Origin of the sequence: Saccharopolyspora terrae (assembly GCF_004348435.1) — a bacterium.
Taxonomy (GTDB): domain Bacteria; phylum Actinomycetota; class Actinomycetes; order Mycobacteriales; family Pseudonocardiaceae; genus Saccharopolyspora; species Saccharopolyspora endophytica.
On the sequence record NZ_SMKS01000026.1, the window covers coordinates 38,602 to 61,817 of the forward strand.

Here is a 23,216-nt window from a genome sequence, read left to right on the forward strand (position 1 = left end):
GAGTTCCGGGGCCGCTCGACGAGCGCTACTCGGCCCGAGCGAGCGGGGTGAGGTCGCGCGACCAGCTCCACTCGCCGGGTTCGGGCGCACCGACCAGCTTCATGCCCGCGCCCCGCAGCGTGCGGGAGATCGCGGTGTTGTCGACGTGGGTGTGCGCGGTGAGCGTCGTGATCCCCAGCTCAGCGGCCTGGTCGACGATGTGCTGGGCGAGCACCGCGCCGACGCCCCGGCGCTGCCAGTCGTCGCGCACCAGCAGGGCGAGCTCGCCGCTGTCGCCGTCGTACATCAGGTTCCCCATCCCCACGACCTCGCCCTGCGGCCCGAGAGCCAGCGTGGAGCGCCCCAGAGCCGGGGTCAGGAGACGTCGCAGTCCTCGTTCGCCCGGGGCCGGTCCGGGGCTGAAGTAGCGGCGGAACCGCGCCGCGCTGGAGCAGCGCTCGTGGAACTCGGCGACCAGGTCGAGGTCGGCGCGATCGGCCGGGCGCAGCGTCAGCTCGATCCCGCCGGGTGTGGTCGCGGCCCGCTCTGTCGGGCGGACGCGGGCGCGGCAGCTGGTGACCAGGTCGACCAGCGCGCGGGAGCGGGCGAACTCGGCCGGGGTGAACGCGCCTCCGGGCCGGGTCAGCACGAGGAACCCGCCGCCGGGTTCGGCCAGGCACATCGCGTCCTCGGTGAAGACCCCGGCCTCCAGCGACGGCTCGGGTTCCTCCTGCCACCGCACGTCGACGTGCCCGAGCAGCGAGCGCAGACCCCGCACCAGGTCGGTCCGGCCGTTGACCAGGTCGTTGGCGAGGGTGGCGGTGCGGGTGGGCACGTCGTCGAGCTCGCGGACGTCGGCGCGCGCGGCGGTCACGTCGTAGCCGCCGGCGCTCTCCACCGCGGCGACCAGGTCGGCGTGCCGGATCCGGGTGGGAACGTGCAGCAGCACCTCGTCGACCGCCCCGTCCGCGACCGGGTGCACCTGCATGGTGCGGATGTCGCCGCCGAGCGCCGCCAGCGCCCCGGCCAGCTTCGCCAGGCGGCCGGGCGTGTCGGTGACGCGAGCCCGCAGCCGCCACAGGTTCTGCGGGACGAACGCCACCTCAGACGGGACCGGTTCCGGGCCCTCCTCGGTCGTGATGGGGACGGTCCCGCGGCGCGACCACCACCGCGCGGCACCCGCGGCCAGCAGCGCCGCTCCGAGGGACATCAGCACCAGCGTCGCGGCGGAGTGGCTGCGCACGCCGGTGACGAGGAGGTTCGCCGCACCTGCGACCAGGAACAGCGCGGCCAGCTCGATGATCTCGCGGGTCCAGTCCCCGTGGGCTCGACGGTGCTCGCTGGGAGTCATGCCCCCATGCTTCAGGCACCGCGTTTCACCGGGACGAACTCGGATCACACCGGCGTTAACAGCCGGACATCACACCGAGCGGTGAACGCGCGACGATCAGCGAACCGATTGGCCGTAGCCCGCGAAGAGGGTCGCGCAGTGGGCGAGTTCCTCGTCGGGGAGCACGGCCGGGGCGCCGAGCTTGGCCGCCGTGAGCCAGAGCTCGCAGAGCCATTCGAGCTGCCGGGCCCGGTTGTAGGCCTTGGTGAGGCTGTTGCCGATGGTGACCGTGCCGTGGTTGCGGAGGATGCAGCCGTTGCGGTCGCGCAGCGCCTCGGACATCGACACCGCGAGGGCGTCGGTGCCGAAGGTGGCGTAGTCGGCGACGCGCACGGCACCGCCGTAGTCGGCCAGCTGGTAGTGCACGGCCGGAACCTCGTCGCGCAGCAGCGACAGCGCCGTGGCGTGCAGCGAGTGGGTGTGCACGACCGCGCCCGCGTCGTGCTCGACGTAGGCGGTGAGGTGCATCGGCAGTTCGGAGGTGGGCTTGAGCTCGCCCTCCACGACCTCACCGCTGAGGTCGACCAGCGGGATGTCCACCGGCCGCAGCTCGTCGTACTCCACGCCCGACGGCGTGACCGCGACGAGGTCGCCGCTGCGCACCGACACGTTGCCGGAGGTTCCCACCACCAGCCGGTCGGACGTCATCCGCCGCGCGATGTCGATGACCTCGCCGCGCTGCTCGGCCAAACGCAATGCGCTCATCCCTTCCCGCTCAACAGGCCACCCCGGTGCCCTCGTAGCCGTCGATCGCCGCGACCTTCTCGGCCGAGGCCGAACTCGTGTCGAAACGGTAGTCGAGCCACTCACCGGCGAGCTTGCGGGCCAGTTCGAGCCCGACCACGCGCTGCCCGAAGCACAGCACCTGCGCGTTGTTGCTCAGCACCGACCGCTCGACCGAGTAGCTGTCGTGCGCGGTGACCGCCCTGATCCCGGGCACCTTGTTGGCGCTGATGGCCACGCCGAGCCCGGTTCCGCACACCAGAAGCGCCCGGTCGGCCGACCCCTCGGCGACCAACCGGGCGGCCTGGACCGCCACGTGCGGGTAGGCGGTGTGCTCGTCGTTGCCGACACCGACATCGACGACGGAGGCGACCCGGGAGTCGTTCTCCAAGTCCTTCTTCAGCGCGTTCTTGTACTCCAGCCCGGCGTCGTCGGATCCGACGACGATGCGGTACGGCTCTTCGCTCACTGGTCCTCTCCCCCTCCGGTGCGTTCGCCGATCAGCTCTCCGACCCGGGTGAGCACGAGCGCCAGCGACGTCGCGCCCGGGTCGGGTGTTCCCACGCTGCGTTCGGCCAGCGGCCTGGCCCGGCCCGTCCGGGGCCGCAGTTCTGCGGTGGTGGTGGCCGCCTTGGTCGCCACCGCCGCCGCGCGACGCCACGCCGCGGCTGCGCCGCTGCCCTCGTCGACCGCGCCGCGGAGCTCCTCGGCGAACGGCACCAGGGCGTCGACCAGGGTCTTGTCGCCGAGTTCGGCGCGGCCGAGGCGCTGCACCGAGGCCAGCGCGGCCTCGGTACCGGCCACCAGGTCGGCCGCGCGAGCCTCGCGGTCGTCGGGCAGCAGGTCGCCGAAGGAGCGCAGCGCGGCTCCCCACAGCACCCCTGAGGTCCCGCCGGCCTTCGACGCCCACGCGTCGCCGGCCGCGAGCAGCACGGCTGCGGGACCGACGCCCTGTGCCGCTGCGGCTTCGGCGGCTTCGACCGCCGCCGAGCTGCCGCGCGTCATGCCGCGTCCGTGGTCACCGTCGCCCGCGATGGCGTCGAGGCGCCCGAGCTCGTCCTCGTTGTCGCGCAACAGGTCTGCGACCGCGCGCAACGACGTGACCACCTCGGAGGCAGTGGCCTGCCCCTGCTCCGGCGCGACCACGACCTCCGGTTCGGCCACCACCGGGTCCTCGACCTCGACGTCCGATGTGGACGCTTCGACGAATCCCCTGCGGTAGGCGGGAGTGTCGGCCGGGGCGAGCCAGAGCCGTTCGAGCTCGTCGTCCAGCCAGGTCAGGGTCAGCGAGCAACCGGCCATGTCCAGGCTGGTCACCAGCTCGCCCACCTCCGGAGCGACGACCTCGACACCGGCCTCGGCCAGCAGCCGCGACGCGGTTCCCCACACCACGAACAGTTCCTCGTACTTGGTGGCGCCGAGCCCGTTGAGGATCGCCGTGACCCGACCACCTTCGGCCGGGGCCTCGGCCAGCAGGCCGTCCACCAGGGTCTTCGCCAGTTCCGACGCCGTGGGCATGGGGGTCTCGGACACGCCGGGCTCGCCGTGGATGCCCAGGCCCAGACCCATCCGGCCTTCGGGCACCTCGAACAGCGGGTGGTCTTGCCCGGGCAGCGTGCAGCCGTCGAAGGCGACTCCGAGGCTGCGGGTGCGCGCGTTGGCGTGCTCGGCGACGCGCACCACCTCGTCGAAGTCGTAGCCCTCCTCCGCCGCTGCGGAGGCGACCTTGAACACCACGAAATCGCCCACCACGCCGCGCCGCTTGGCCTGCTCCTCGGTGGGAGCGCTGGCGACGTCGTCGGTGACGACCACGTTGTGCGCGCGGGTTCCCTCGCGTCGCAGGCGTTCCACGGCGAGCCCGAAGTTCATGTTGTCGCCGGCGTAGTTGCCGAAGGAGAACACCACTCCAGCGCCTCGGTCGGCCGCGCGCGCCACGGAGTAGGCGTCGGCGGCCGAGGGCGAGGTGAAGATGTTGCCGATCACCGCACCGTCAGCGAAACCGGGCCCGACGACTCCGCAGAACGCCGGGTAGTGGCCGGATCCGCCGCCGGTGACCACCGCGACCTTGCCCGGCCGGGCCGGTCGGGAGCGCACCACGCCGCCGGGGACGCGGCGCACGTGATCGGGGTGCGCGGCCACGAAACCGGTGACCATGTCCTCGGTGAAAGTGGCCGGATCGTCGTACAAGCGCGTCACGTCAGCCCTCCTCGACGGGCGCCCAGTGCGGTCGGGCGCGTTCGATGGCGGTCAAGTAGTCGTGGTAGCCGCGGTCGTAGAACTCCACGGCTCGCGGGTCGGGGTGCACGACGCGCCGGTCGGCGGCCCACTGCTCCCGGTCGACGGGTTCGCCCAGCGAGTCCCACGCGGTCATCGCCGCTCCCCGCGCGCCGACGCCCTCTTCGTGCGGGACGTTCAGCGGCCGGCCGAGGACGTCGGTGAAGATCTGGCTCCACGCCTGCGAACGGGCACCGCCGCCGCAGGCCGCGACCTCTCCGCTGAGCCCGGCGCTCTCCAGGTTGTGCCGGGCGGCGTAGGCGACCGCCTCGCACATCGCGCGCACCATGTCGGCGGGCGTGGTCTCCAGCGACAGCCCGGTGAACTGGCCGCGCGCCCGCGAGTCCACGAACGGCGCGCGCTCGCCCGAGGAGGACAGGAACGACAGCGCCGACACGCCACCGGCTCCCGGTCGGCTCTGCGCGAGCAGGGTTTCCAGCTGCTCGACGCTGGATCCCGTCGTGGACAGCACCCAGTCCAGGTTGGCGGTGCCCACCATCGCGGGCATCACCCGCAGGTAGCGCTGCGGGATCGGCGTGGCCAGCCACATCCCGGCGGGTTCGCCGCGGGGGTCGATGACGACCTCGTCGCGCAGCACCTGGCAGCCCAGCGTCGTGCCGATCACCAGGCTGCCGTCGCCGATGTCGCTGACACCGGAGCCGAAGGCGCAGGCGGGCAGGTCGAACGGCCCGGCCGAAACGGGAAGTCCCGACGGCAGGCCGAGTTCGGCGGCGGCCTTCCCGGAGAGCGCGAAGAGCTTGCCGACGGGGGTGGTGTCGGCCAGCAGGCGGCGGTGCTCGACGATGCCGCAGGCTTCCAGCGCCTCGGTCGAGTACACGCGCTCGGGCACGTCGAGGAACGGCATCGAGGCGTCGGAGGCGTCCACGGTGACCTCACCGGTGAAGCGCTGGACGATCGCGTCCACGCAGTACCCGGCGACGGCCGCGCGTTCGAGGCGTTCCGGCTCGTGCTCGGCGAGGTGGGCCAGCAGCGGCCCGGCCGAGCCGGGGAACATCCCGGAACCGGTCAGCGCGTGCACCTTCCGCTGCACGCCGCTGGCCTCCCAGTCGCGCAGCACACCGGCGGCGCGGGCGTCCAGCCAGGAGATGGCGCGCCCGACGCCGCGCCCGTGCTCGTCGCGCAGCCACAGCCCGTCGCCCTGGCCGGTGATGGCCAGGGCCTGCACGGGTTCGGTGGCCGCGGCCGCGACCTGGCGGACGACCTGGGCGACCGAATCGACGACCTCGTCGAGGTCCTGCTCCACCAGTCCGGGCGCGGGCCGGTGCAGAGTGGAGCGCACGCCGCGGGTCAGCAGCGCCGACCCGTCGCGGCCCAGCAGCGATGCCTTGGTCACCGAGGTGCCGACGTCCACTCCGATGATCATGGCCGCAGGTCTCCGAACTTCGCCAGCACGTCCGGGTTGGCCACGAACCGCGGCCGCTGCCCGTCGAGGAACCTGGCGACCTCACCGGCCACGATCTCGGCCGCCCGGTGCGCGGTCTGGCGGGTCGCACCGGCCAGGTGCGGGGTGGTGATCACGTTCGGCGCGTCGAACAGCGGCCAGTCCCGCGGCGGGGGTTCGATGTCGTAGACGTCGACCGCCAGCGCGCCGAGCTTGCCGGTGCGCAGCAGGTCGGGCAGCGGCGAGTAGTCCAGCAGCCCGCCGCGCGCCGAGTTGACCAGCACCGCGCCTTCCGGCAGCAGCTTGAGGTTGTCGGCGTTGAGCAGGTTGCGGGTCTCCGGGGTCAGCCGCGCGTGCAGGCTCACCACCGAGCTGCGCCGCAGCAGTTCCTCCAGCTCGACCAGTTCGACGCCCTCGCCGGCGACCTCGGCGGAGTTCACGAACGGGTCGGCCACCAGGACGTTCGCCCCGAACGCGCGCAGCACGCGGGCGACGATGCGACCGATCGCGCCGTAGCCGACGAGTCCGGCGGTGGAGCCTTCGAGCTCGATGCCGGCGTTCTCGTAGGCGTAGTAGTCGCCGCGCCAGTTGCCGTCCTTGAGCTCGGCGTCCGAGCCCGGGATCCGGCGCAGCGCGGCGAGCATGAGCCCCACGGCGAACTCGGCCGCGGCGGCCGCGTTGCGACCGGGCGCGTAGCTGACGATGACGCCGTTGTCGGTGGCGGCCTGCAGGTCGACGTTGACCGGGCCGCCCCGGCACACGCCGACGAACTTGAGGTTCTCGGCGGCGCCCAGCACGTCTCCGGTGAACGGCGCCATCTGGGTGGCGACGATCTCGTTGTCGCCGAGGGCGTCGAGCAGCCGCTGCTCGGTGCCGCTGGCCTCCTGCACGTTGCCGACAGGGCCGAACGGCTCCACCGGCCACGGCAGCTTCAGCGTGTCGAAGCGCAGTTCGCGCGTGGTCGCGCGGCGCAGGGCGTCGACGAACACCTCGGGGTGCACGAAGTGGTCGCCGGCGGCCAGAACGCTTGTCATCTCCGGACTCCTTTGTCGCGAGGTGTGCGAGCTCAGCTCAGTTCAGCGTGCCTGCGGCAGCGAGCCGATCAGCTTCAGCCGCACGTCGTCGAGGTCGGTGGCGATGTGGGCCGCTCCGGCGAGCGCGTCCTCGGCAGGCGGGTAGTCACCGTTGGGGATGGCCACCACCGTCATGCCCGCTCGGGCGGCGGCGCGCAACCCGTTGCTGGAGTCCTCGACGGCGAGGCAGTGCTGCGGCTCGTGGCCGAGCTTCTCGGCCGCGGCCAGGTACACGTCGGGGCTCGGCTTGCCGCGCGGCACCTCGGCGCTGGACACGGTCGCCGAGAAGTGCGGGGTCAGCCCGTGGCGGTCGAGGACGGCGTCGATGAGCCGCCGCGGCGCCGAGGAGGCCAGCGCGATGGGTGCGCGGGCGGCGACGTCGGTGACCATCTTCTCCGCGCCCGTCAGCAGTTCGATCTCGCCGTCGTCGAGCGCGGTGATCATGTCGTCGACCACGATCCGCTCGGTCTCGACCGCGGATTCAGCGGCCTCGCTGAACTCGGCGAGGAACGCGGCCCACTCCGGCGCGCTCATGCCCTGGACCTGCCGGGTCTCCTGCCCGGTCCAGGTGCGTCCGCGAGCCGCGGCGAAGCGGGTCCACATCCGCTCCCACAGGTGCTCGCTCTCGACCAGGACGCCGTCCATGTCGAACACGACCGCGCTGTGGGCGCTGTTCGGCCGATCCGGCTGGGTCATACGTACCTCCCGCCAATCATTGATGCACCCAAATTAACACTCATGGCGTTAACTGTCACTACCAGAGTGATACTCCGGTAGGTCTGCGCCTCTCCGCGCACCCGACGAGGCAAGATGAGCGCATGGCGTCAGCACCGAAGAAGCAGTCCCCCCGCCTCCAGCGGCAGCAGAAGATCGTCGATCACGTGCTCTCGCAGGGGTTCGCCAGCGCCGCGGAGCTGTCCACGCTGACCGGGGTCAGCCTGATGACCGTGCACCGCGACCTCGACGACCTGGCGACGCGGGGCCTGCTGCGCAAGTACCACGGAGGGGTTTCGGCCCAGCCGTCCACGGTGTTCGAGTCCAGTTCGGACTTCCGGCTGCACACCCACACCGCCGAGAAGGAGGCGCTGGCCGCCGACGCCCTGCGGTTCATCACGCCCGGCATGTCGGTGATGCTCGACGACTCCACCACCGCGCTCGCGCTGGCCAGGCTGCTGCCGGACGTCGGCCCGCTGACCGTGGTCAGCAACTACCGGCAGGTCCAGGAGGCGCTGCGCGACGTGCCCGACATCCGGCTCATCGGCCTCGGCGGCGAGTACTCGCGCACGCACGACTCCTACCTGGGCCTGCCGTGCCAGGAGATGATCTCGACGTTCTCGGTGGACATCGTGTTCCTGTCCACCTCCGCCATGAACGCCCGCCTGACCTACCACCAGGAGCAGGAGATCGTGCTGGTCAAGCGCGCGATGATGGGCAGCGCCACGACCAAGGTGCTGATGATGGACGCCAGCAAGGTCGCCCGCTCGGCGCTGCACCAGCTCGCCCCGGTCAGCGCCTTCGACCACGTCCTGCTCGCCGGGAAGCTCGACGACGCGCTGATCGAGGAGATGCGGGAGCAGACCGAGGTCCGCCTGTCCCCGATGAGCTGAGCACACCCCGTCAGGCGAGCGGCGCAGCCGCTTTCTCCTCACCCCATCTGAACAACCGGCACCGCCGCGGGTTCATCAGCGGCTTCGCGACGAGCACGCCGTGTTGGCATGCACGAGGAGCGGCGCGCGGAGCCCGCGGAGCCGCTCGGGTTCCGCCACCCGCACCGCCGAGCAAAATGACCACTGATGCGGTTTAACATCTTGTGCGTTAACTTCCACAGGGTGCATGATGGCCGACATTCGTTGGCTAGGTGCGGCGACGCACCGACACATCCGACCTTGTTGGAGACAGTGATGTCCCAAACGTCCGCAGCCGGGTACCCGGGCTTCCTCGACCGCATAGGCATTCCGCGGCAGCTCTTCTGGGGTTTCGTCGCCGTGCTGATCTTCATGATCGGCGACGGCGTGGAGACTACGTTCCTGTCCGACTACCTGCAGCGACCCGAGGGCGGTGCGCTGCCCGGCGCGGTCGCCTCGTTCGCCACGGTCACCCTCTACGGCGTCGCGGCCATGATCGCGGCGTGGTTCTCCGGAACGCTCTCGGCGATCTGGGGTCCGCGCCGGGTGATGTGGCTCGGCGGTGCGTGGTGGGTCGGGTTCGAATGCCTGTTCCTGTTCGTGGCGCTGCCCTCGCACAACGGGGCGTTCATCGTCGCGACCTACGGCATCCGCGGCCTGGCGTATCCGCTGTTCGCGTTCTCGTTCCTGGCGTGGGCGCAGGTCGCGAGCCCGACGAAGATGCGCGGTTCGGTGGCCGGGTGGTTCTGGTTCGCCTTCACCGGCGGTCTGCCGACGCTGGGTGCCGCGCTGGCGGCGCTGTCGATCGGCGTGTTCGGCCTCAGCGACTACGAGACCCTGGTGCTGTCGCTGGTCGTGGTGACGGTCGGCGTGCTGCTGGGGTCCTTCGCGGTGCGCGAGGAGCACGGGCTCAAGCCGATCGCCGATGAGACCGTGGAGAACCCGCGCAGCCTCAAGCGGCTCGCGGAGGGCGTGGACATCCTGTGGCGGGACCGCCGGGTGCTCGCCGGTGGCCTGATCCGCATCGTCAACACCGCGCCGCAGTACGGGTTCTTCGCGATGTTCCCGTTCACCTTCGGGCCTGCGGCTCCGGACGGCGGGTTCCTGACCGCGGCGCAGGTGGCCTCGCTGGCGTCGATCGCCTACGGCGCCAACATCGCGGCGAACCTGTTCTTCGGCGTGTTCGGCGACCGCTTCGGCTGGCGCCGCACGGTGACCTGGTTCGGTTGCCTGGGTTGTGCGATCGCCACCCCGCTCTGGTACTTCAGCTCGGTGGCCTCGCAGAGCTTCGCCGTGGCAGCCGTGCTCGGCGTGGTCTACGGCCTGCTGCTGGCCGGTTTCGTGCCGCTGTCGGCGCTGATGCCCTCGATGGTCGCCACCAAGGACAAGGGTTCGGCGCTGGCGGTGCTGAACTTCGGCGCCGGTGGCGCTGCCTTCGTCGGCCCGGTCGTGGTGACGGTGCTGTACCCGCTGGTCGGAGGCGGTGGCGCGACGATCGTGTTCTGCCTGATGTACCTGGCGGTGGGCGTGCTGTCGCTGCGTATGAAGGACGACAGCGACCCGGGCGAGCACCGCGCGCCGCGCGCCGGTGCACCGGAGGCCGCTGGAGCTTCGGCCTAGGGAACGGAGAAGGTCCTGATCAGGCCGTCGCCCGTGAGGGCGGCGGCCTGATCTCCGTGCGGCGACAAGGCTGGTTGCCCTTCGACGGGTCCGAGCGTGGTCGTTCCGTCCGGCCGGAAGATCTGCAGGAGCCCGTCGGCGTTGCGGACCGCGAGCACCGGGCCCGGGGCGATCGCCGGATCGGAGATCGCCTCGGCCGCGATGGTCCGCACCCGCTTCCAACCCGCGTGCTCGGCCAGCACCACCAGATCGCCTCGGGAGTCGCGGTAGGCCGCGTACCCGCTGGTGGTGGCGATGGCGCCGACCGGACGCTCGGAGGAAGCAATGGGCACACCGCATCCGGACTCGGTCAGCCGCCAGTGCAGCATCCCGTTCCGGGAAGCGGCCATCACGTGGATCCCGTCGCTCCCCGACACCAGCACCGACACCTCGTCGCCCACGTCGGAACCGCCGAGCCGGCACCACGCCCCGGTGTCGCGGACGCTCACCCCGCCGCCGGAGTCGCGGACCGCGACCACCACGCGCCCGCGCACCGACACCGCCGAGGGCGGCCCGAGGTCCACGCCCGGTTCCCGCGGCGGTGGCACGCCCAGAGACCGCCACGGCCGGTCCCCGGCCTTGAGCCACACCGCACCCGAATCCCGTTCCTGCACCACCACCGTCGCGGGGTCGGCGAAGGACGCGGACCCCACGCGCGGGTCGAACCCGGGTGTGTCCACAACGGACTCCCCGATCACCAGGTCATGCCCTCGCACGTGCGCGTGGCGACCGCTGGTCAACCACCGCGTTCCCCACGGCCTGCGCAGGCGCATCGCGGCGAGCCACGCGTCGTAGGGCTCGCCGAGGCTGACCAGCGGATCGTGCTCGGCGTAGCGGGCGAACACCGCGCGCTTTCCGGCCACCACGCGTTCCGGGAGGTTCGGCGGTGCGTCGGCGACGTTGTAATCGCGGTAATGCAGCAGCGGCAGATCGGTTCCGATCAGCGCGGTTTCGGTGAACCGAGCGGTGGCGAGGTGGTCGGGGTGGTCGTGGGCGCTCCCCCACTGCTGCTGGTGGCGCGGGTCCGGTCGCGGGTCCTGCGTGCGGACGAGCGTCGGCGCGAACAGCTCCCGGAGGCGGATCAGCGCATCGATCACCGAACCGCGGTCGTAGCTGGTCACGGGCACGACCGACCCCGTCGCGACGACGGTCTCCACTCGTTGCGCCGGATTCCGCCAGAGCCTGCTCAGGGCGTGTCGAGCGCGCGGGTCGTTGTCGTCGGGCAGGCCGAGGAACACCAAGCCCACCGAGGGTCGACCGCGGAGCCGGTGCAGTTCGGCCGAGCGACCTCCGGGGAGGTCCAGCGCCGAGCGCGTCCAGTCGTCGGCGACCCCGGCCATCGCCGCGAACGCGGCGCGAGCACCGGCCTGGCGGCTCGCCGCGTAGTCCGCGGGCGGTTGCACGTCGCTCTCGCCCGCGGTGAGGAACACCGTCGTGACCCGGGCGCCCGAGCGGATCGCCAAGGGCACGTCCGGGCTCATGAACAGCATGTCGTCGTCGGGGTGCGCCACGACCTGCAGGTGCGACGGCCTCGGCGAGCCCGCCGCCGCAACCCCTGATGCGACCAGCAGCAACGCGACCGCGAGCAGCAGCCCGGCAGTCCTCATCGCGCCCACCGCCACGACATCCACAGCGCGCCCAGCGCCCCGGCGGCCACCAGCAGCAGCCCCACCTGGGCACCCGGTGGCGACCACGACAACGTCAGCGTCCCGCCGGAGATCTCACGCGGAACCCGCACGTGCAGCAGTCCCGCACCGGTCGCGGAGGTCGGCACCGGACGTCCGTCCACAGTGGCCCGGTAGCCGGGCCAGGACAGCCGTGCGAACACGAGGTCCCCGCTCCCGGTGAACCTCACGGTCTCGGTCCGCGCGCCGCGCTGCACGTCCTCCAGCACCTCAACCCCGCGAGCCGCGCTCAACCGCCCCTGCGGCCACGGGACCGGAACGGTGCGGGTGAGCACGACGACCTCACCGCTGCGGTGCGCGATCCGCCAGCCCGGTGGCGGCTGGGTGACCTCGCGCAGCCGTCGCTGCACCACGACGTGGGTGGCCTTGAGCTGGTCGGCAAGCCGATCGGGACCCCACAGGCGGTCGTACGCGCGCGGACAGGTCCCACCGAAGTAGTTGAGGCACAACGACGTGTGCAGGGCCTCGTGGCCGATACCGGTGTAGGACACCAGGCTCGCGACACCGGCAGCGGCCGGCATGTTGCCCAGCAGCAGATCCGACCACGCGGTGCGGTCGGCGATGCGCTCCGGCGGGATCCGCTCGCGTGCCGCCACCTGCACCACCGTGCCGCCGCGCAGCGGCGCGTGGACGCGGCGCAGGGCGTCGACGTCGGTCGGGAAGTTGTAGTCGGCGACGTCGCGGTTGACCGGGAACCACAGCAGCTGGAGCCCCAGCACCAACGCCGTCCCCAGGTGCAGCACCGGGAACAGCCTGCAGCGCAGGGCACACGCCAACAGCCCGGCGACCAGCACCAGTCCGAGCAGGTGCTTGGGCGCCTGCGCGGGCCAAGCCGCGAAGGCCAGGTAGCCGCCCGCCAGCATCAGCAGCGCCGAAGCCCCCGCGCGCGTCGAGGCGCGGTCCCGCCGCAGGCCGGTGGACAACGCCACCGACAGCAGCACCGCCACCGCCAGGTGCACGACCGCGATGTGCCGCAGCGGCCAGCGGAACATCCACACGTTCGACGGGCCCAGGCACAGCAGCGCGAAGAACCCCGCGACCAGCACCACCGCGGTGCACCGCCGCCACGGCATCTCGCGCCACCTCAGCCAGGGCAGCAGCGGGACGGCGAACCACGACAGGAACGTGGCGGGGACCGTCATCCGGTAGTCGCCGAAGGAGATGATCTGCGGCAGGAACCCGGGCGTGCTCGCGTTGAGCAGATCGCCGATGCCCGGCACCAGCAGACCGGAGTTGAACAGCTCGCGACCGGACCGCCAGCCCACAGCGGCGGTCGCCAGCACCGGCCAGAACACCAGCGGCAGGCACCCGGCCACCGCGACACCGATCGCGACCAACCGGCGCCGCCCGGATTCGATCGCCAGCGCGGCGAAGACCAGGCACAACGCGAGCAGGCCGTACGGGTCTCCGGCAGAGACGCACAGGAAGCACAGCCCGAACGGCAGCACCGCCGGTGCGCCTCCGTCGAGGTACCGGCGCAGCGCCCACCACGCCCACGGCAGCCACGCCAGACCCATCAGCCCACCGGCCCAGCTCGCGGCCTGGAAGTGCAGCACGAACCCGGACACCGGCAGCGCCACCGACATCACCGACGCCGCAGCGGGTTTCGCCCCATGACCCCGGCACAGCAGGTAGGTTCCGACCGCCAGCAGGACCAGGAACTGGATCTTCACCACCGCCGCAGCGACCGCCAGGTCGCCGATCAGCGCGACCACGACGAAGTCCAGCAGGTGCACCGGGTTCCAGATGCCGAACAGCGACTCGGCGGCCAGGTTCCCGCCCATCCACGAATCCGGTTCCAGCCCCAAGGCCCACTCGCCCGCCAGCAGCCGCTCGCCGAGGCGGTGCCACATCGGCAGGAACTGGGCGGCGCTGTCGTCGGCGAAGTAGAACGAGCGATTGACCAGCAGCGGCAACGTCCCGAGACCGGCGACCGCCAGCCCCACCCCGGCGGCACCGCGCCACTCACCGCGGTCCTGGCGGGTCAGCGCCGCGCGGCTGGCCAGGAACGTCACCGGCACCAACGCGAACCCCACCAGCGGCGCGAGCCTCGGATCGACACCGAACACGGCCACCGCGAGCGCCACCGCCGAGGTGCTCACGCCCAGCAGCACCAGGCTCGACAGCGGGAACAGCAGCAAAGAGCGCCCGCTCGGCCGCACCCGGAAGGTGAACCGGCAGTTCAGCGCGTAGGAGCACAGCATCGCCGCGCCGGTGGCCAGCGCGTGCGCCACCAGGTACGGCAGCACCAGCCACAGCGCCAGGTACACCGCCCAGTGCACGCCGGTGTTCACCCCGCCCACCAGCGCGAACCGGCCGAACTGCGAGGACCCGATCAGCCGCCGCATCACGACACCTGTCCCGCGGTGCACAACCGGTGCTCGCCGGGCAGCAGCTCCGGTACCGGACCGGTCTCCTTCACCAGGTAGTGCGGCCGCCGCCGGGACTCGGCGTAGCCGCGACCGACGTACTCCCCGAGCACGCCGAGCATCAGCACCTGGACACCGCTGAACCCGAGAAGCACTGCTGCCCAGCGCTTCTCGCCGTCGGCGAGCGCTGCGAGCACGCCCGCGAGACCGGCGACGAGCAGTCCGAGGTAGATCGCCGGGCGGAGCGGCTTGTCGTTGAACGCGGTCAGCCCGTCGATGCCGTGATCGACCAGGTCCGACAGCCGCCACCGCGACTCACCGGTCTCGCGCGGCACGTTGCGGTAGGTGACCCAACCGGTGTCAAAACCGATCCAGGCGAACAGCCCCTTGGAGAAGCGGTGGTGCTCGGGCAAGGACAGCAGCGCGTCGGCCGCGCGCCGCGACAGCACCCGGAAGTCCCCGGCACCGTCCTGCAGCCGCACGTCCAGCCACCGGCTCGCCAACCGGTAGTAGACGCGTGACGAGGCGCTCCGCCAGGCCCGTTCGCCGGAGCGGCTGCGCCGGGCGACGACCTGGTCGTAGCCGGTGTCGAGCAGCACCAGCATCCGGGGGAGCAGTCGCGGTGGGTGCTGCAGGTCGGCGTCGAGCAGCGCCACCCGGTGGCCGCGGGCGTGCCGGAGCCCGCAGAGCATCGCGGGCTCCTTGCCGAAGTTGCGGCTCAACGACACGTAGCGGTACCGCGGGTCGTGCTCGCTGAGGCGCCGGGCCTCGGACAACGTGCGGTCGGTGCTGCCGTCGTCGACCAGGATCACCTCGTAATCCCGGACGTGTCCGGACAGCGCCTCGACCAGCGCGTCGTGCAGCCGTTGCAATCCGTGCTCCTCGTTGAAGCACGGCACGACGATCGACAGGTGCATTGTGCAGTTCTCATCCGTCTCGGGGCCGGCGGCCCGCGCGCCCCGGAACTCCCGGAAACCGCTGCGGGCCTTGCTGGATCGCCCCGAACCATGCCCGCCGCATCCACCTCCACCCCCTCCCAACACACCGGCGAATCCCCCACCCCAGCGTCAAATCCTCTCCGGAGAGCCGGATTTCAATGGAAATCGGGACGCGGAGATCCGCTGAAGCTCGTATCCCGATTTCCATTGAAATCCGGTCGCGGGAGGGGAAGTCAGGGCTCAGGCGCCTTGCGTCCCGGAAAACGGCGGTGTTCAGGTCCCCGAAAACGGCGGTGTTCGGGGTTCCTCGTGGGTGTGGCGGAGGTGTGGTGTCCGGGTCAGGCACCGGTCGTGGAGGGGTGTCCATTGCGCCGTTACATCGGTCGACGCGTGATGGTGGCACCAGTGGGGATGACCGGACCTGGTGCGGCATCGGGGTGTGCGTGATGGCAGGCTGGTTCGCATGTCGTCCGCATCGTTTCCTCGCCGGAGCGCGCGCACGCAGGGGTTCAGCCTCGGTGCGCCACGCAACTTCACCGTCGCCGGCGACGGCGCGCGCGTCCTGTTCCTGCGCTCCACCAGCGGCACCGACCGCACCACGGCGCTCTGGGCGCTGGACACCGCCACCGGAGCCGAGCGGTTGCTGGTGGACCCGGCGAAGCTGCAGGCCGAGGACCAGGTGACCGCCGAAGAGCAGGCCCGGCGAGAACGCGCGCGGGAACGGGCGACGGGCATCACCGGCTACAGCACCGACCGCGACGGCGAGCAGGTCGTGTTCACCCTGTCCGGGCGCCTGTTCATCGCCGAGGTCTCCACCGGTGACGCCCGCGAGCTCCCGGTCCAGCAGCCTGTCGCCGACCCGCGCCCCTCCCCCGACGGACGGCACATCGCCTACCTCTCCGCCGGCCAGCTCCGCGTGATCGCCGCCGACGGCACCGGCGACCGCGCTCTGGCCGAACCGGACGGCGACAACGTCACCTGGGGAGCCGCCGAGTTCATCGCGGCCGAGGAGATGGACCGCCACCGCGGTTACTGGTGGGCGCCCAGCAGTGAGGAACTGCTGGTCGCGCGCGTCGACGAAACCCCGGTCCGGCACTGGTACCTGGGCGACCCCGCCCACCCCGACCGCGTTCCCGTCGCCACCCGCTACCCGGCCGCGGGGACCGCCAACGCCGAGGTCACGCTCGCCGCGATCGGGCTGGACGGGCAGCGCGTCGCCGTCGAGTGGGACCGGAGCACCTACCCGTACCTGGTCACGGCGCACTGGTCGCGGCACGGCAGCCCGCTGATCGCGGTGCAGACCCGAGACCAGCGCACCCAGCTGCTGCTGTCCGTGGACACCGAGGCCGGCACCACCACCGAGATCCACCGGGACACCGACCCGCAGTGGATCGACATCAAGCCGGGCTGGCCGTCGTGGACTCCGGGCGGTGAGCTCGTGCGCATCGACGCCGCCGAGGGCGCCTACCGCCTGGTCGTCGGCGACCGGCCGTGGACGGCGGCTCCGCTGCAGGTGCGCGGCATCGTCGACATCGGCACCGAGGACGTGCTGGTCTCCGGTTCGGAGGACGACCCGGCCGAGGTACACCTCTACCGCGTCACCGCGACCGGGCACGAACGCCTGACCAGCGGTTTCGGCGTGCACACCGGTACCCGGGGCGGCGACGTGCTGGTCGTGGCCACCAGCGACCTGGACCGAGCCCGGACCGGCGTGGTCGTGCGGCGCGGTGAGCGGACGATCGCCGAGATCGACAACCACGCCGAGTCCCACGGCCTGGACCTCAACGTCCGGCTGCTGCGGCTCGGCGAGCGCGAGCTGCGCAGCGCCCTGCTGCTGCCCAGCGGGTACACCGCGGCGGACGGGCCGCTGCCGGTGCTGCTGGACCCCTACGGCGGCCCGCACGCCCAGCGGGTGCTGGCCCGCCAGCAGGGCTACCTGACCTCCCAGTGGTTCGCCGACCAGGGCTTCGCGGTGCTGATCACCGACGGCCGCGGGATGGCCGGGCGCGGGCCCGACTGGGACCGGGCCATCGCCGGTGACCTGGCCGGTCCGCCGCTGCAGGACCAGGTCGACGCGCTGCACGCCGCGGCTGCCGAACACCCCGAGCTCGACCTCGACCGGGTGGCGATCCGAGGCTGGTCCTTCGGCGGCTACCTCGCCGGACTGGCCGTGCTGCGCCGCCCGGACGTCTTCCACGCCGCGATCGTCGGAGCCGGCGTCGTGGACTGGCGCCTCTACGACACCCACTACACCGAGCGCTACCTGGGCGATCCGAACACTTCGCCCGAGGTCTACGAGGCGAACTCGCTGCTGCGCGACGCCGCGAAGCTGGAACGCCCGATGCTGATCGTGCACGGCACGGTGGACGACAACGTGGTCCTGGCCCACGGCCTGCGCCTGTCGGCCGCGCTGACCGCCGCCGCACGCCCGCACTCGGTGCTCCCGCTCGCGGGCGTGAGCCACATGCCCACCGACGAGACGACCAGCGAGAACCTGCTGCTCATGCAGGTCGACTTCCTGCGCGCGTCGTTGGCGCGCTAGGAATCCTGCGGGAGCAGCGCGACGAGGCGGAAACCGCCGTCCTCGGACGGGCCCGCGTCCAGCTCGCCGCCGGCCATGCGGATCCGCTCGGACAGGCCCTCCAGCCCGGCTCCGCCGGTGAGCTCGGTGATCGGCTCGTCGTCCGGGGCGTCGTTGGTGACCACGATGCGCAGCGCGTCGGCCCGGTTGCTCAGGTCCACCCGGACCCCCGCGCCGGGCGCGTGCTTGGAGGCGTTGGTCAGCGCTTCCTGCACGACCCGGTAGGCCGCCCGCTCGACCGCGCCCGGCACCTCGTGGTGCTCCAGCTCGCCGGTCAGCTCGACGTCCACACCGGATGCGCGCGCCTGGCCCACGAGGTCGGTGATCGTCCTGGCCTCGGCCTCGGCGGTGGTCGAGCTGAGCCCGAGGGTCGTGCGCATCTCGTCCAGCGCCTGCTTGGCCAACCCGCGCACCCGCGTGGCGGCCTCGCGCACGGACGCCTCACCGCTGCTCGCGCCGAGCGCGGCGGACTCGACGGCGATCAGCGTGACGTGATGGCCGACGGCGTCGTGGATCTCCCGGGCGATGCGGGCGCGCTCCTCGGACTTGGCCATCTCGGCCTTGGCCTGCGCGACCACTTCCCCGGCGTCGGCGAGCCGCTGCAGGCTCTCGGCCAGCTGCTCGCGCAGCGCCACCAGCAGTCCCAGCACAGCGGGCGCGCCCGCCGACAGCACCACGAACGCCAGGGTCAGCAGGATCGAGCCGGGTGTCAGCGACTGCGTGATCAGCACGGGCGCGACGGCGACCACGCAGGTCAGCAGAACCCAACCGGCCAGTTCGGGCGGCTTCGGCCGCACCCGTCCGAGGCGGAACATCGCCACCAGCATCGCCGCCCAGCCCAGGCCACCGGCCATCGCGGGCATGCACAGCAGCACGGTCAGCCGGGGCCAGCGGTGCCGCAGCGGCAGCAGCAGTCCCGCCGCCAACCCGGACAGGACCTTGTAGCCCATCGGGTCGGGAGTGGCGATGACGGCGGCGACGGGCAGGCCCACCGCCAGGGCCTCCAGGCCCCAGAACCGCCAGTTCACGCCGTTCACCGCGCACCGCCGACGCCGGAGACCCGCTGCGCGATCAGAGCGGCCTGCACCCGGTTCTGCGCGCCGAGCTTGGACAGGACGGTGGAGACGTAGCTCTTCACCGTCGCCTCGGTCAGTCCCAGCCGGGAACCGATGTCGGCGTTGGAGCGGCCGTCGGCGAGCAGTTGGAGCACCTGCCGCTCCCGCGCGGACAGCGCCTTGACCAGGTCGAGCTCGCGGGCGTTGTCGCTGGTGACGCGAAGCCGCGGCAGCAGCCGCGCGGTGATCCTCGGGTCCAGCACCGCACCGCCTGCGGCCAGGTCCTGCACCGCGCGCACCAGCACCTCCGGCTCGGCGTCCTTGAGCAGGAACCCCTGAGCGCCGAAGCGCAGCGCGTCGGCGACGTAGTCGTCGAGGTCGAACGTGGTCAGCACGGCGGACGCGGGTGGCTCGGGCAACCGCGCCACCTCGCGCAGCGCGGTGAGCCCGTCCTTGCCCGGCATCTGGACGTCGATCAGGGCGACGTGCGGCCGGTGCGCGCGCACCTGGGAGAGCAGTCCGTGACCGTCACCGGCCTCGGACACCACCTCGATGGTGCCGCTGCTCTCCAGCATGACCTTGAGCCCGCGTCGCAGCATCGGCTCGTCGTCGGCCAGCACGACCTGGATCGGCCCGCCGCCGTCGGTTGCCGCCACCTCTCGGTTCACCTCCGCCGTTCCCGAGGGTCGCCAGCAGACTAACCGGAGCGGATGTCCTCAGCGCACGCACCACCCGGACACGTCGTCCAACGACCACGCGCAGCGCAAGCGGCCTCGCCGCTTTCTCTTCGCCGCACCTGAGCAACCGGCACCACCGCGGGTTCTGAGCGGTTTCGTGGCGAGCACGCCGCGACGCCGCGTATTCGACATGCTCAAGGAGTGGCGCGCGGAGTCCACGGAGCCGCTCAGGTTCCGCTACCGCACCGCCGAGAAAGTCGAATTCTTACCCTCGTTTGCCCTTGGCCTTGCGCTCACGGACCCGCACCGAGATCCGGACCGGGCTGCCGACGAATCCGAAGGTCTCGCGGAACTTGCGCTCCAGGAACCTCCGGTAGCCGGCCTCCAGGAAGCCGGTGGTGAACAGCACGATCGTCGGCGGCCGGGTCTGCGCCTGGGTGGCGAAGAGGATCTTCGGCTGACGACCGCTGCGCGCGGGCGGCGGGTTGGCCGCGACCAGCTCGTTGAGCCAGCCGTTGAGGCGACCGGTGGAGACCCGGGTGTCCCAGGAGTCCAGCGCGGTGCGCAGCTGCGGCGCCAGCTTGGCCACCGAGCGGCCGGTCAGCGCCGAGACGTTGACCCGCTCCGCCCAGCGAACCCGCACCAGCTCGCGGTCGATCTCCTTCTCCAGCTGGTTGCGGCGGTCGTCGTCGACCTTGTCCCACTTGTTGTAGGCCAGCACCAGCGCGCGTCCCGCCTCGACCACCATCGTGATCACCCGCAGGTCCTGCTCGCTGATCGGCTCCGAACCGTCGACCAGCACGATCGCGACCTCGGCGGCCTCGATGGCGGCCTTGGTGCGCAGTGACGCGTAGTACTCGGTTCCGCTGGCGGTTTTGACCCGCTTGCGCAGGCCGGCGGTGTCGACGAAGCGCCACACCTGGCCGTCGAGCTCGACCAGCGAGTCGACCGGGTCCACGGTGGTGCCGGCGACGTCGTGCACCACCGAGCGGTCCTCGCCGGTGAGCTTGTTGAGCAGGCTGGACTTGCCGACGTTGGGCTTGCCGACCAGCGCGACGCGGCGGGGTCCGCCGGTGGCGCCGAAGACCTCGCGCGGGGTTTCCGGCAGCGCCTCCAGCACCCGGTCCAGCAGGTCGCCCGAGCCTCGCCCGTGCAGACCGCTGACCGGCATCGGCTCGCCCAAGCCGAGCGACCACAGCGAGTGCACGTCGGACACGCCGCGCTCGTCGTCGACCTTGTTGGCCACCACGATCACCGGCCGCTTCGAGCGGCGCAGCACGCGGGCCACGGCTTCCTCGGTGGCGGTGGCGCCGACCTTGGCGTCGACGACCAGCACGATCGCGTCGGCGGTGTGCATGGCCATCTCGGCCTGGGCCGCGACGGCGCTCTGCAGCCCCTTGGCGTCGGGCTCCCAACCGCCGGTGTCGACGACGGTGAAGCGGCGTCCGCTCCACAGCGCGTCGTAGGCGACGCGGTCCCGGGTCACGCCCGGGGTGTCCTGCACGACGGCCTCACGACGCCCCAGCAGGCGGTTGACCAGGGTGGACTTGCCCACGTTGGGGCGTCCGACCACGGCCAGGACCGGTTGTGGCTTCGGCGACGCCTCGTCGCCCTGCGCGGCGGCCTCGTCGAACTCCGCCCATTCGGACTCGTCGGACCACGTGCCGTCCAGGTCCTCCAGCGACTCGTCGGTCACGCTCGTTTACCTCTCACATCGTCAGTGGTCCGGTCGGCGACCTGCCGATCCAACTCGGCGATCAGCTCGACCAGTTCGTTGCGGACGGTCTCGGTTGCCGCCACCAGCCCGGCGCGGCCCTTGCCGCCCGCCGGGGAAATCGGCTCCCCGAACAACACGTCGATCCTGGGTAACAGCCTACGGCCCGATCCTTCGGGACGTCGGGTGCCCCGGCACGCCACCGGCAGGATCTGCGCCCCCGAGGCGCGCGCGAGCCACGCCGCCCCGTGCTGGGCGTTGTCGATCTCCCCGGAACCACGCGTGCCCTCGGGGAACACCCCGACCACGCCGCCGCCCTTGAGCACGCGGACCGCGGTCAGCAGCGGGGTTCGATCGGGTTCACCGCGCCGGACGCCGATCTGCCCGATGCGGGTCAGGAACCAGCCCAGCGCACCGCTGAACATCTCCTGCTTGATCAGGAACACCACCGGGCGCGGAACCATTCCCAGCAGCAGCGGACCGTCCAGCAGCGAGCTGTGGTTGGCCACCAGGACCACCGGACCGCTGCGCGGGATGTGCTCGCGACCGCGCACCGTCACGCGGAACGGCAGCCGCAGCGGCCAGCGCGAGATCCACCGGGCCAGGCGGTGCAGGCCGGCCGAGGCGCCCTCGGGAAGCTCTTCGCTCACGCCGCACCTCCCAGCAGGCCGCGCGACTCCACGAGCTTGGTGAGCTGTTCGAGCACACCGGCGATGTCGAGGTCGGTGGTGTCGACCTCGACGGCGTCCTCGGCCTGGCGCAGCGGCGCCACCTCGCGGCCGGAGTCCAGCGCGTCGCGGCGCTGCACGTCGGCGTGGGTGCTGCGCAGGTCGCTCTCGCGGCCGTCGGAGGCGTCCTGCGCGGTCCGGCGCGCGGCGCGCGCGTCCGCGGAGGCCGTCAGGTAGACCTTCAGGCCCGCGTCCGGCACGACGACCGTGCCGATGTCGCGGCCTTCCACGACCATGCCGCCCGGCTCGTCGATCGCGCTGCCGATCAGCTCCCGCTGCATCGCCACCAGAAGCTCGCGGACCTCGGGCACCGCGGAGACCGCCGAGACGGCGGCGGTGACCTCGGGGCCCCGGATCTCCGGTTCCGCGTCCGCGCCGTCGAGCCGCACGGCGGGCGCGAGCGGATCGGTCCCCATGCCCAGCTCGGCGGCGCGCGCGACCCGGGTCACCGCAGCGGCGTCGGTGGGGTCGATCCCCGCGCGCAGCACGGCGAGCGTCACCGCCCGGTACATCGCACCGGTGTCGAGGTAGGTCGCGCCGAGAGCCGCCGCCAACTTCTTCGACACCGTGGACTTGCCGGTACCCGACGGTCCGTCGAGAGCCACTACTCCACGAAGCCTGGCCTGCGCCACGTCGCCGTTCCTCCCCGTTCACGAAATCCTTCCCGGCGGATCGCCGGAACCAACCAACCATTCTGCCTGGCCGCCACTGGTGAATCCCAATCGCGTCCGGTTCGGGATCGGAACCGGACGCGAGACCGGGAACTTCCCCCGGGCGGATCAAGGAATACGCGCAAAGCCCTTTAGGGTTGCAAGAGTGGACGTAACTGTGACTCCGCTGCCGGGGCTCGGCACGCGCCAGGACTTCACCACTGGATCTGGTCACCGCGTCGGGGTGATCACCTATCGGGACGGGCGTTTCGAGCTGATCGTCTCCGACCACGAGGACCCGGACAAGGTCGCCGCCTCGGTCGAGCTGTCCAGCACCGAGACCAGCACGCTGGCCGGTCTGCTGGGGGCCCCTCAGCTGGTGTCGAAGCTCGCCGAGCAGCAGCGGGAGGTCGCCGGGGTGACCACCTGGCAGCTGCCGGTCCCCGCCGGTTCGCCCTACGCGGGCCGCGAGCTGGGCGACACCGAGATGCGCACCCGCACCTCGGTGTCGATCGTCGCGGTGGTGCGGGAGGGCGTCGTCCACCCGTCGCCGCGGCCGGACTTCGTGTTCGCCGCCGGTGACCTGGTGGTCGTGGTGGGCACGACCGAAGGGCTGCGGGCGGCCGGGGAGATCCTCACCCAGGGCTGAGCCGGCAGAGCACGGCCAGCGGAGGTCAACGCCGACCGACCGTCA

Annotated in this window: 19 protein-coding genes; 4 read left to right on the plus strand and 15 right to left on the minus strand. The window is 72.0% G+C overall.

What is annotated here, in order from left to right; genetic code table 11:
• Window positions 1-25: 25 nt before the first annotated feature.
• The 7 genes from E1181_RS16250 to E1181_RS16280 form a co-directional block, all read right to left on the minus strand.
• On the minus strand, window positions 26-1,330 hold the full coding sequence (locus tag E1181_RS16250; RefSeq protein WP_132675685.1) for a GNAT family N-acetyltransferase: 1,305 nt from the start codon (window positions 1,328-1,330) through the stop codon (window positions 26-28).
• Window positions 1,331-1,426: 96 nt separating this feature from the next.
• The gene (locus E1181_RS16255) at window positions 1,427-2,074 is read right to left on the minus strand and encodes a class II aldolase/adducin family protein (protein WP_132675687.1); all 648 of its coding nucleotides are present in this window, start codon (window positions 2,072-2,074) and stop codon (window positions 1,427-1,429) included.
• 10 nt (window positions 2,075-2,084) lie between these two features.
• Window positions 2,085-2,561 (minus strand): ribose-5-phosphate isomerase, encoded by a 477-nt coding sequence (locus tag E1181_RS16260; protein WP_132675689.1) that lies wholly within the window; start codon window positions 2,559-2,561, stop codon window positions 2,085-2,087.
• Window positions 2,558-4,288, minus strand: coding sequence for a dihydroxyacetone kinase family protein (locus tag E1181_RS16265; protein WP_132675691.1), 1,731 nt, complete (start codon window positions 4,286-4,288; stop codon window positions 2,558-2,560). The genes E1181_RS16260 and E1181_RS16265 overlap by 4 nt, the downstream gene beginning before the upstream one ends.
• Window position 4,289: 1 nt before the next feature.
• Window positions 4,290-5,750, minus strand: coding sequence for an FGGY-family carbohydrate kinase (locus tag E1181_RS16270; protein WP_132675693.1), 1,461 nt, complete (start codon window positions 5,748-5,750; stop codon window positions 4,290-4,292).
• The gene (locus tag E1181_RS16275) at window positions 5,747-6,802 is read right to left on the minus strand and encodes a 2-hydroxyacid dehydrogenase (RefSeq protein ID WP_132675695.1); all 1,056 of its coding nucleotides are present in this window, start codon (window positions 6,800-6,802) and stop codon (window positions 5,747-5,749) included. The genes E1181_RS16270 and E1181_RS16275 overlap by 4 nt, the downstream gene beginning before the upstream one ends.
• Before the next feature lie 42 nt (window positions 6,803-6,844).
• Window positions 6,845-7,537 carry an HAD family hydrolase gene (locus E1181_RS16280; RefSeq protein ID WP_132675697.1) on the minus strand — a complete coding sequence of 231 codons (693 nt, stop codon included), beginning with the start codon at window positions 7,535-7,537 and terminating at the stop codon, window positions 6,845-6,847.
• Between the two features lie 122 nt (window positions 7,538-7,659).
• Between E1181_RS16280 and E1181_RS16285 the strand changes: the two genes are divergently transcribed.
• Both E1181_RS16285 and E1181_RS16290 read left to right on the plus strand, forming a co-directional pair.
• A complete protein-coding gene (locus tag E1181_RS16285) occupies window positions 7,660-8,448 on the plus strand; it encodes a DeoR/GlpR family DNA-binding transcription regulator (protein WP_132675699.1) in 789 nt (262 codons plus the stop codon).
• Between the two features lie 294 nt (window positions 8,449-8,742).
• Window positions 8,743-10,086, plus strand: coding sequence for an RbtT/DalT/CsbX family MFS transporter (locus tag E1181_RS16290; RefSeq protein ID WP_132675701.1), 1,344 nt, complete (start codon window positions 8,743-8,745; stop codon window positions 10,084-10,086).
• Here the strand turns inward: E1181_RS16290 and E1181_RS16295 are convergent.
• The 3 genes from E1181_RS16295 to E1181_RS16305 are packed head-to-tail and all read right to left on the minus strand — an operon-like array spanning window position 10,083 to window position 15,096.
• Entirely contained in the window at window positions 10,083-11,732 is a 1,650-nt protein-coding gene (locus E1181_RS16295) for a PIG-L family deacetylase (protein ID WP_132675703.1), read from the minus strand. The two genes, E1181_RS16290 and E1181_RS16295, sit on opposite strands and share 4 nt — an antisense overlap.
• Window positions 11,729-14,158: a GtrA family protein gene (locus E1181_RS16300; RefSeq protein ID WP_132675705.1), complete on the minus strand. Its 2,430-nt coding sequence runs from the start codon at window positions 14,156-14,158 to the stop codon at window positions 11,729-11,731. The genes E1181_RS16295 and E1181_RS16300 overlap by 4 nt, the downstream gene beginning before the upstream one ends.
• Window positions 14,158-15,096, minus strand: a complete 939-nt coding sequence (locus E1181_RS16305) for a glycosyltransferase family 2 protein (RefSeq protein WP_132675707.1) — start codon at window positions 15,094-15,096, stop codon at window positions 14,158-14,160. Before E1181_RS16305 ends, E1181_RS16300 begins: the two co-directional genes overlap by 1 nt.
• Before the next feature lie 484 nt (window positions 15,097-15,580).
• On the opposite strand from E1181_RS16305, the gene E1181_RS16310 reads away from it, so the two are divergent.
• Entirely contained in the window at window positions 15,581-17,659 is a 2,079-nt protein-coding gene (locus E1181_RS16310; protein ID WP_132675709.1) for a S9 family peptidase, read from the plus strand.
• On the opposite strand, the gene E1181_RS16315 is transcribed toward E1181_RS16310, so the two are convergent.
• From E1181_RS16315 to cmk, 5 genes are all read right to left on the minus strand, one after another.
• Window positions 17,656-18,726: a sensor histidine kinase gene (locus E1181_RS16315; protein ID WP_235876811.1), complete on the minus strand. Its 1,071-nt coding sequence runs from the start codon at window positions 18,724-18,726 to the stop codon at window positions 17,656-17,658. The genes E1181_RS16310 and E1181_RS16315 overlap by 4 nt on opposite strands.
• A gap of 5 nt (window positions 18,727-18,731) precedes the next feature.
• Window positions 18,732-19,409, minus strand: a complete 678-nt coding sequence (locus E1181_RS16320) for a response regulator (protein WP_132675711.1) — start codon at window positions 19,407-19,409, stop codon at window positions 18,732-18,734.
• A 286-nt stretch (window positions 19,410-19,695) separates the two neighbouring features.
• The gene (der, locus tag E1181_RS16325) at window positions 19,696-21,126 is read right to left on the minus strand and encodes a ribosome biogenesis GTPase Der (protein WP_132675713.1); all 1,431 of its coding nucleotides are present in this window, start codon (window positions 21,124-21,126) and stop codon (window positions 19,696-19,698) included.
• Complete coding sequence (locus E1181_RS16330) at window positions 21,123-21,794, minus strand: lysophospholipid acyltransferase family protein (protein ID WP_132675715.1); 672 nt, start codon at window positions 21,792-21,794, stop codon at window positions 21,123-21,125. Before E1181_RS16330 ends, der begins: the two co-directional genes overlap by 4 nt.
• A complete protein-coding gene (gene cmk / locus E1181_RS16335) occupies window positions 21,791-22,504 on the minus strand; it encodes a (d)CMP kinase (RefSeq protein WP_132675717.1) in 714 nt (237 codons plus the stop codon). Before cmk ends, E1181_RS16330 begins: the two co-directional genes overlap by 4 nt.
• A 184-nt stretch (window positions 22,505-22,688) precedes the next feature.
• Here cmk and E1181_RS16340 point away from each other — a divergent pair, with 184 nt between their 5' ends.
• Window positions 22,689-23,171 carry a cation:proton antiporter regulatory subunit gene (locus tag E1181_RS16340; protein ID WP_132675719.1) on the plus strand — a complete coding sequence of 161 codons (483 nt, stop codon included), beginning with the start codon at window positions 22,689-22,691 and terminating at the stop codon, window positions 23,169-23,171.
• The last annotated feature ends 45 nt before the right edge of the window (window positions 23,172-23,216 follow it).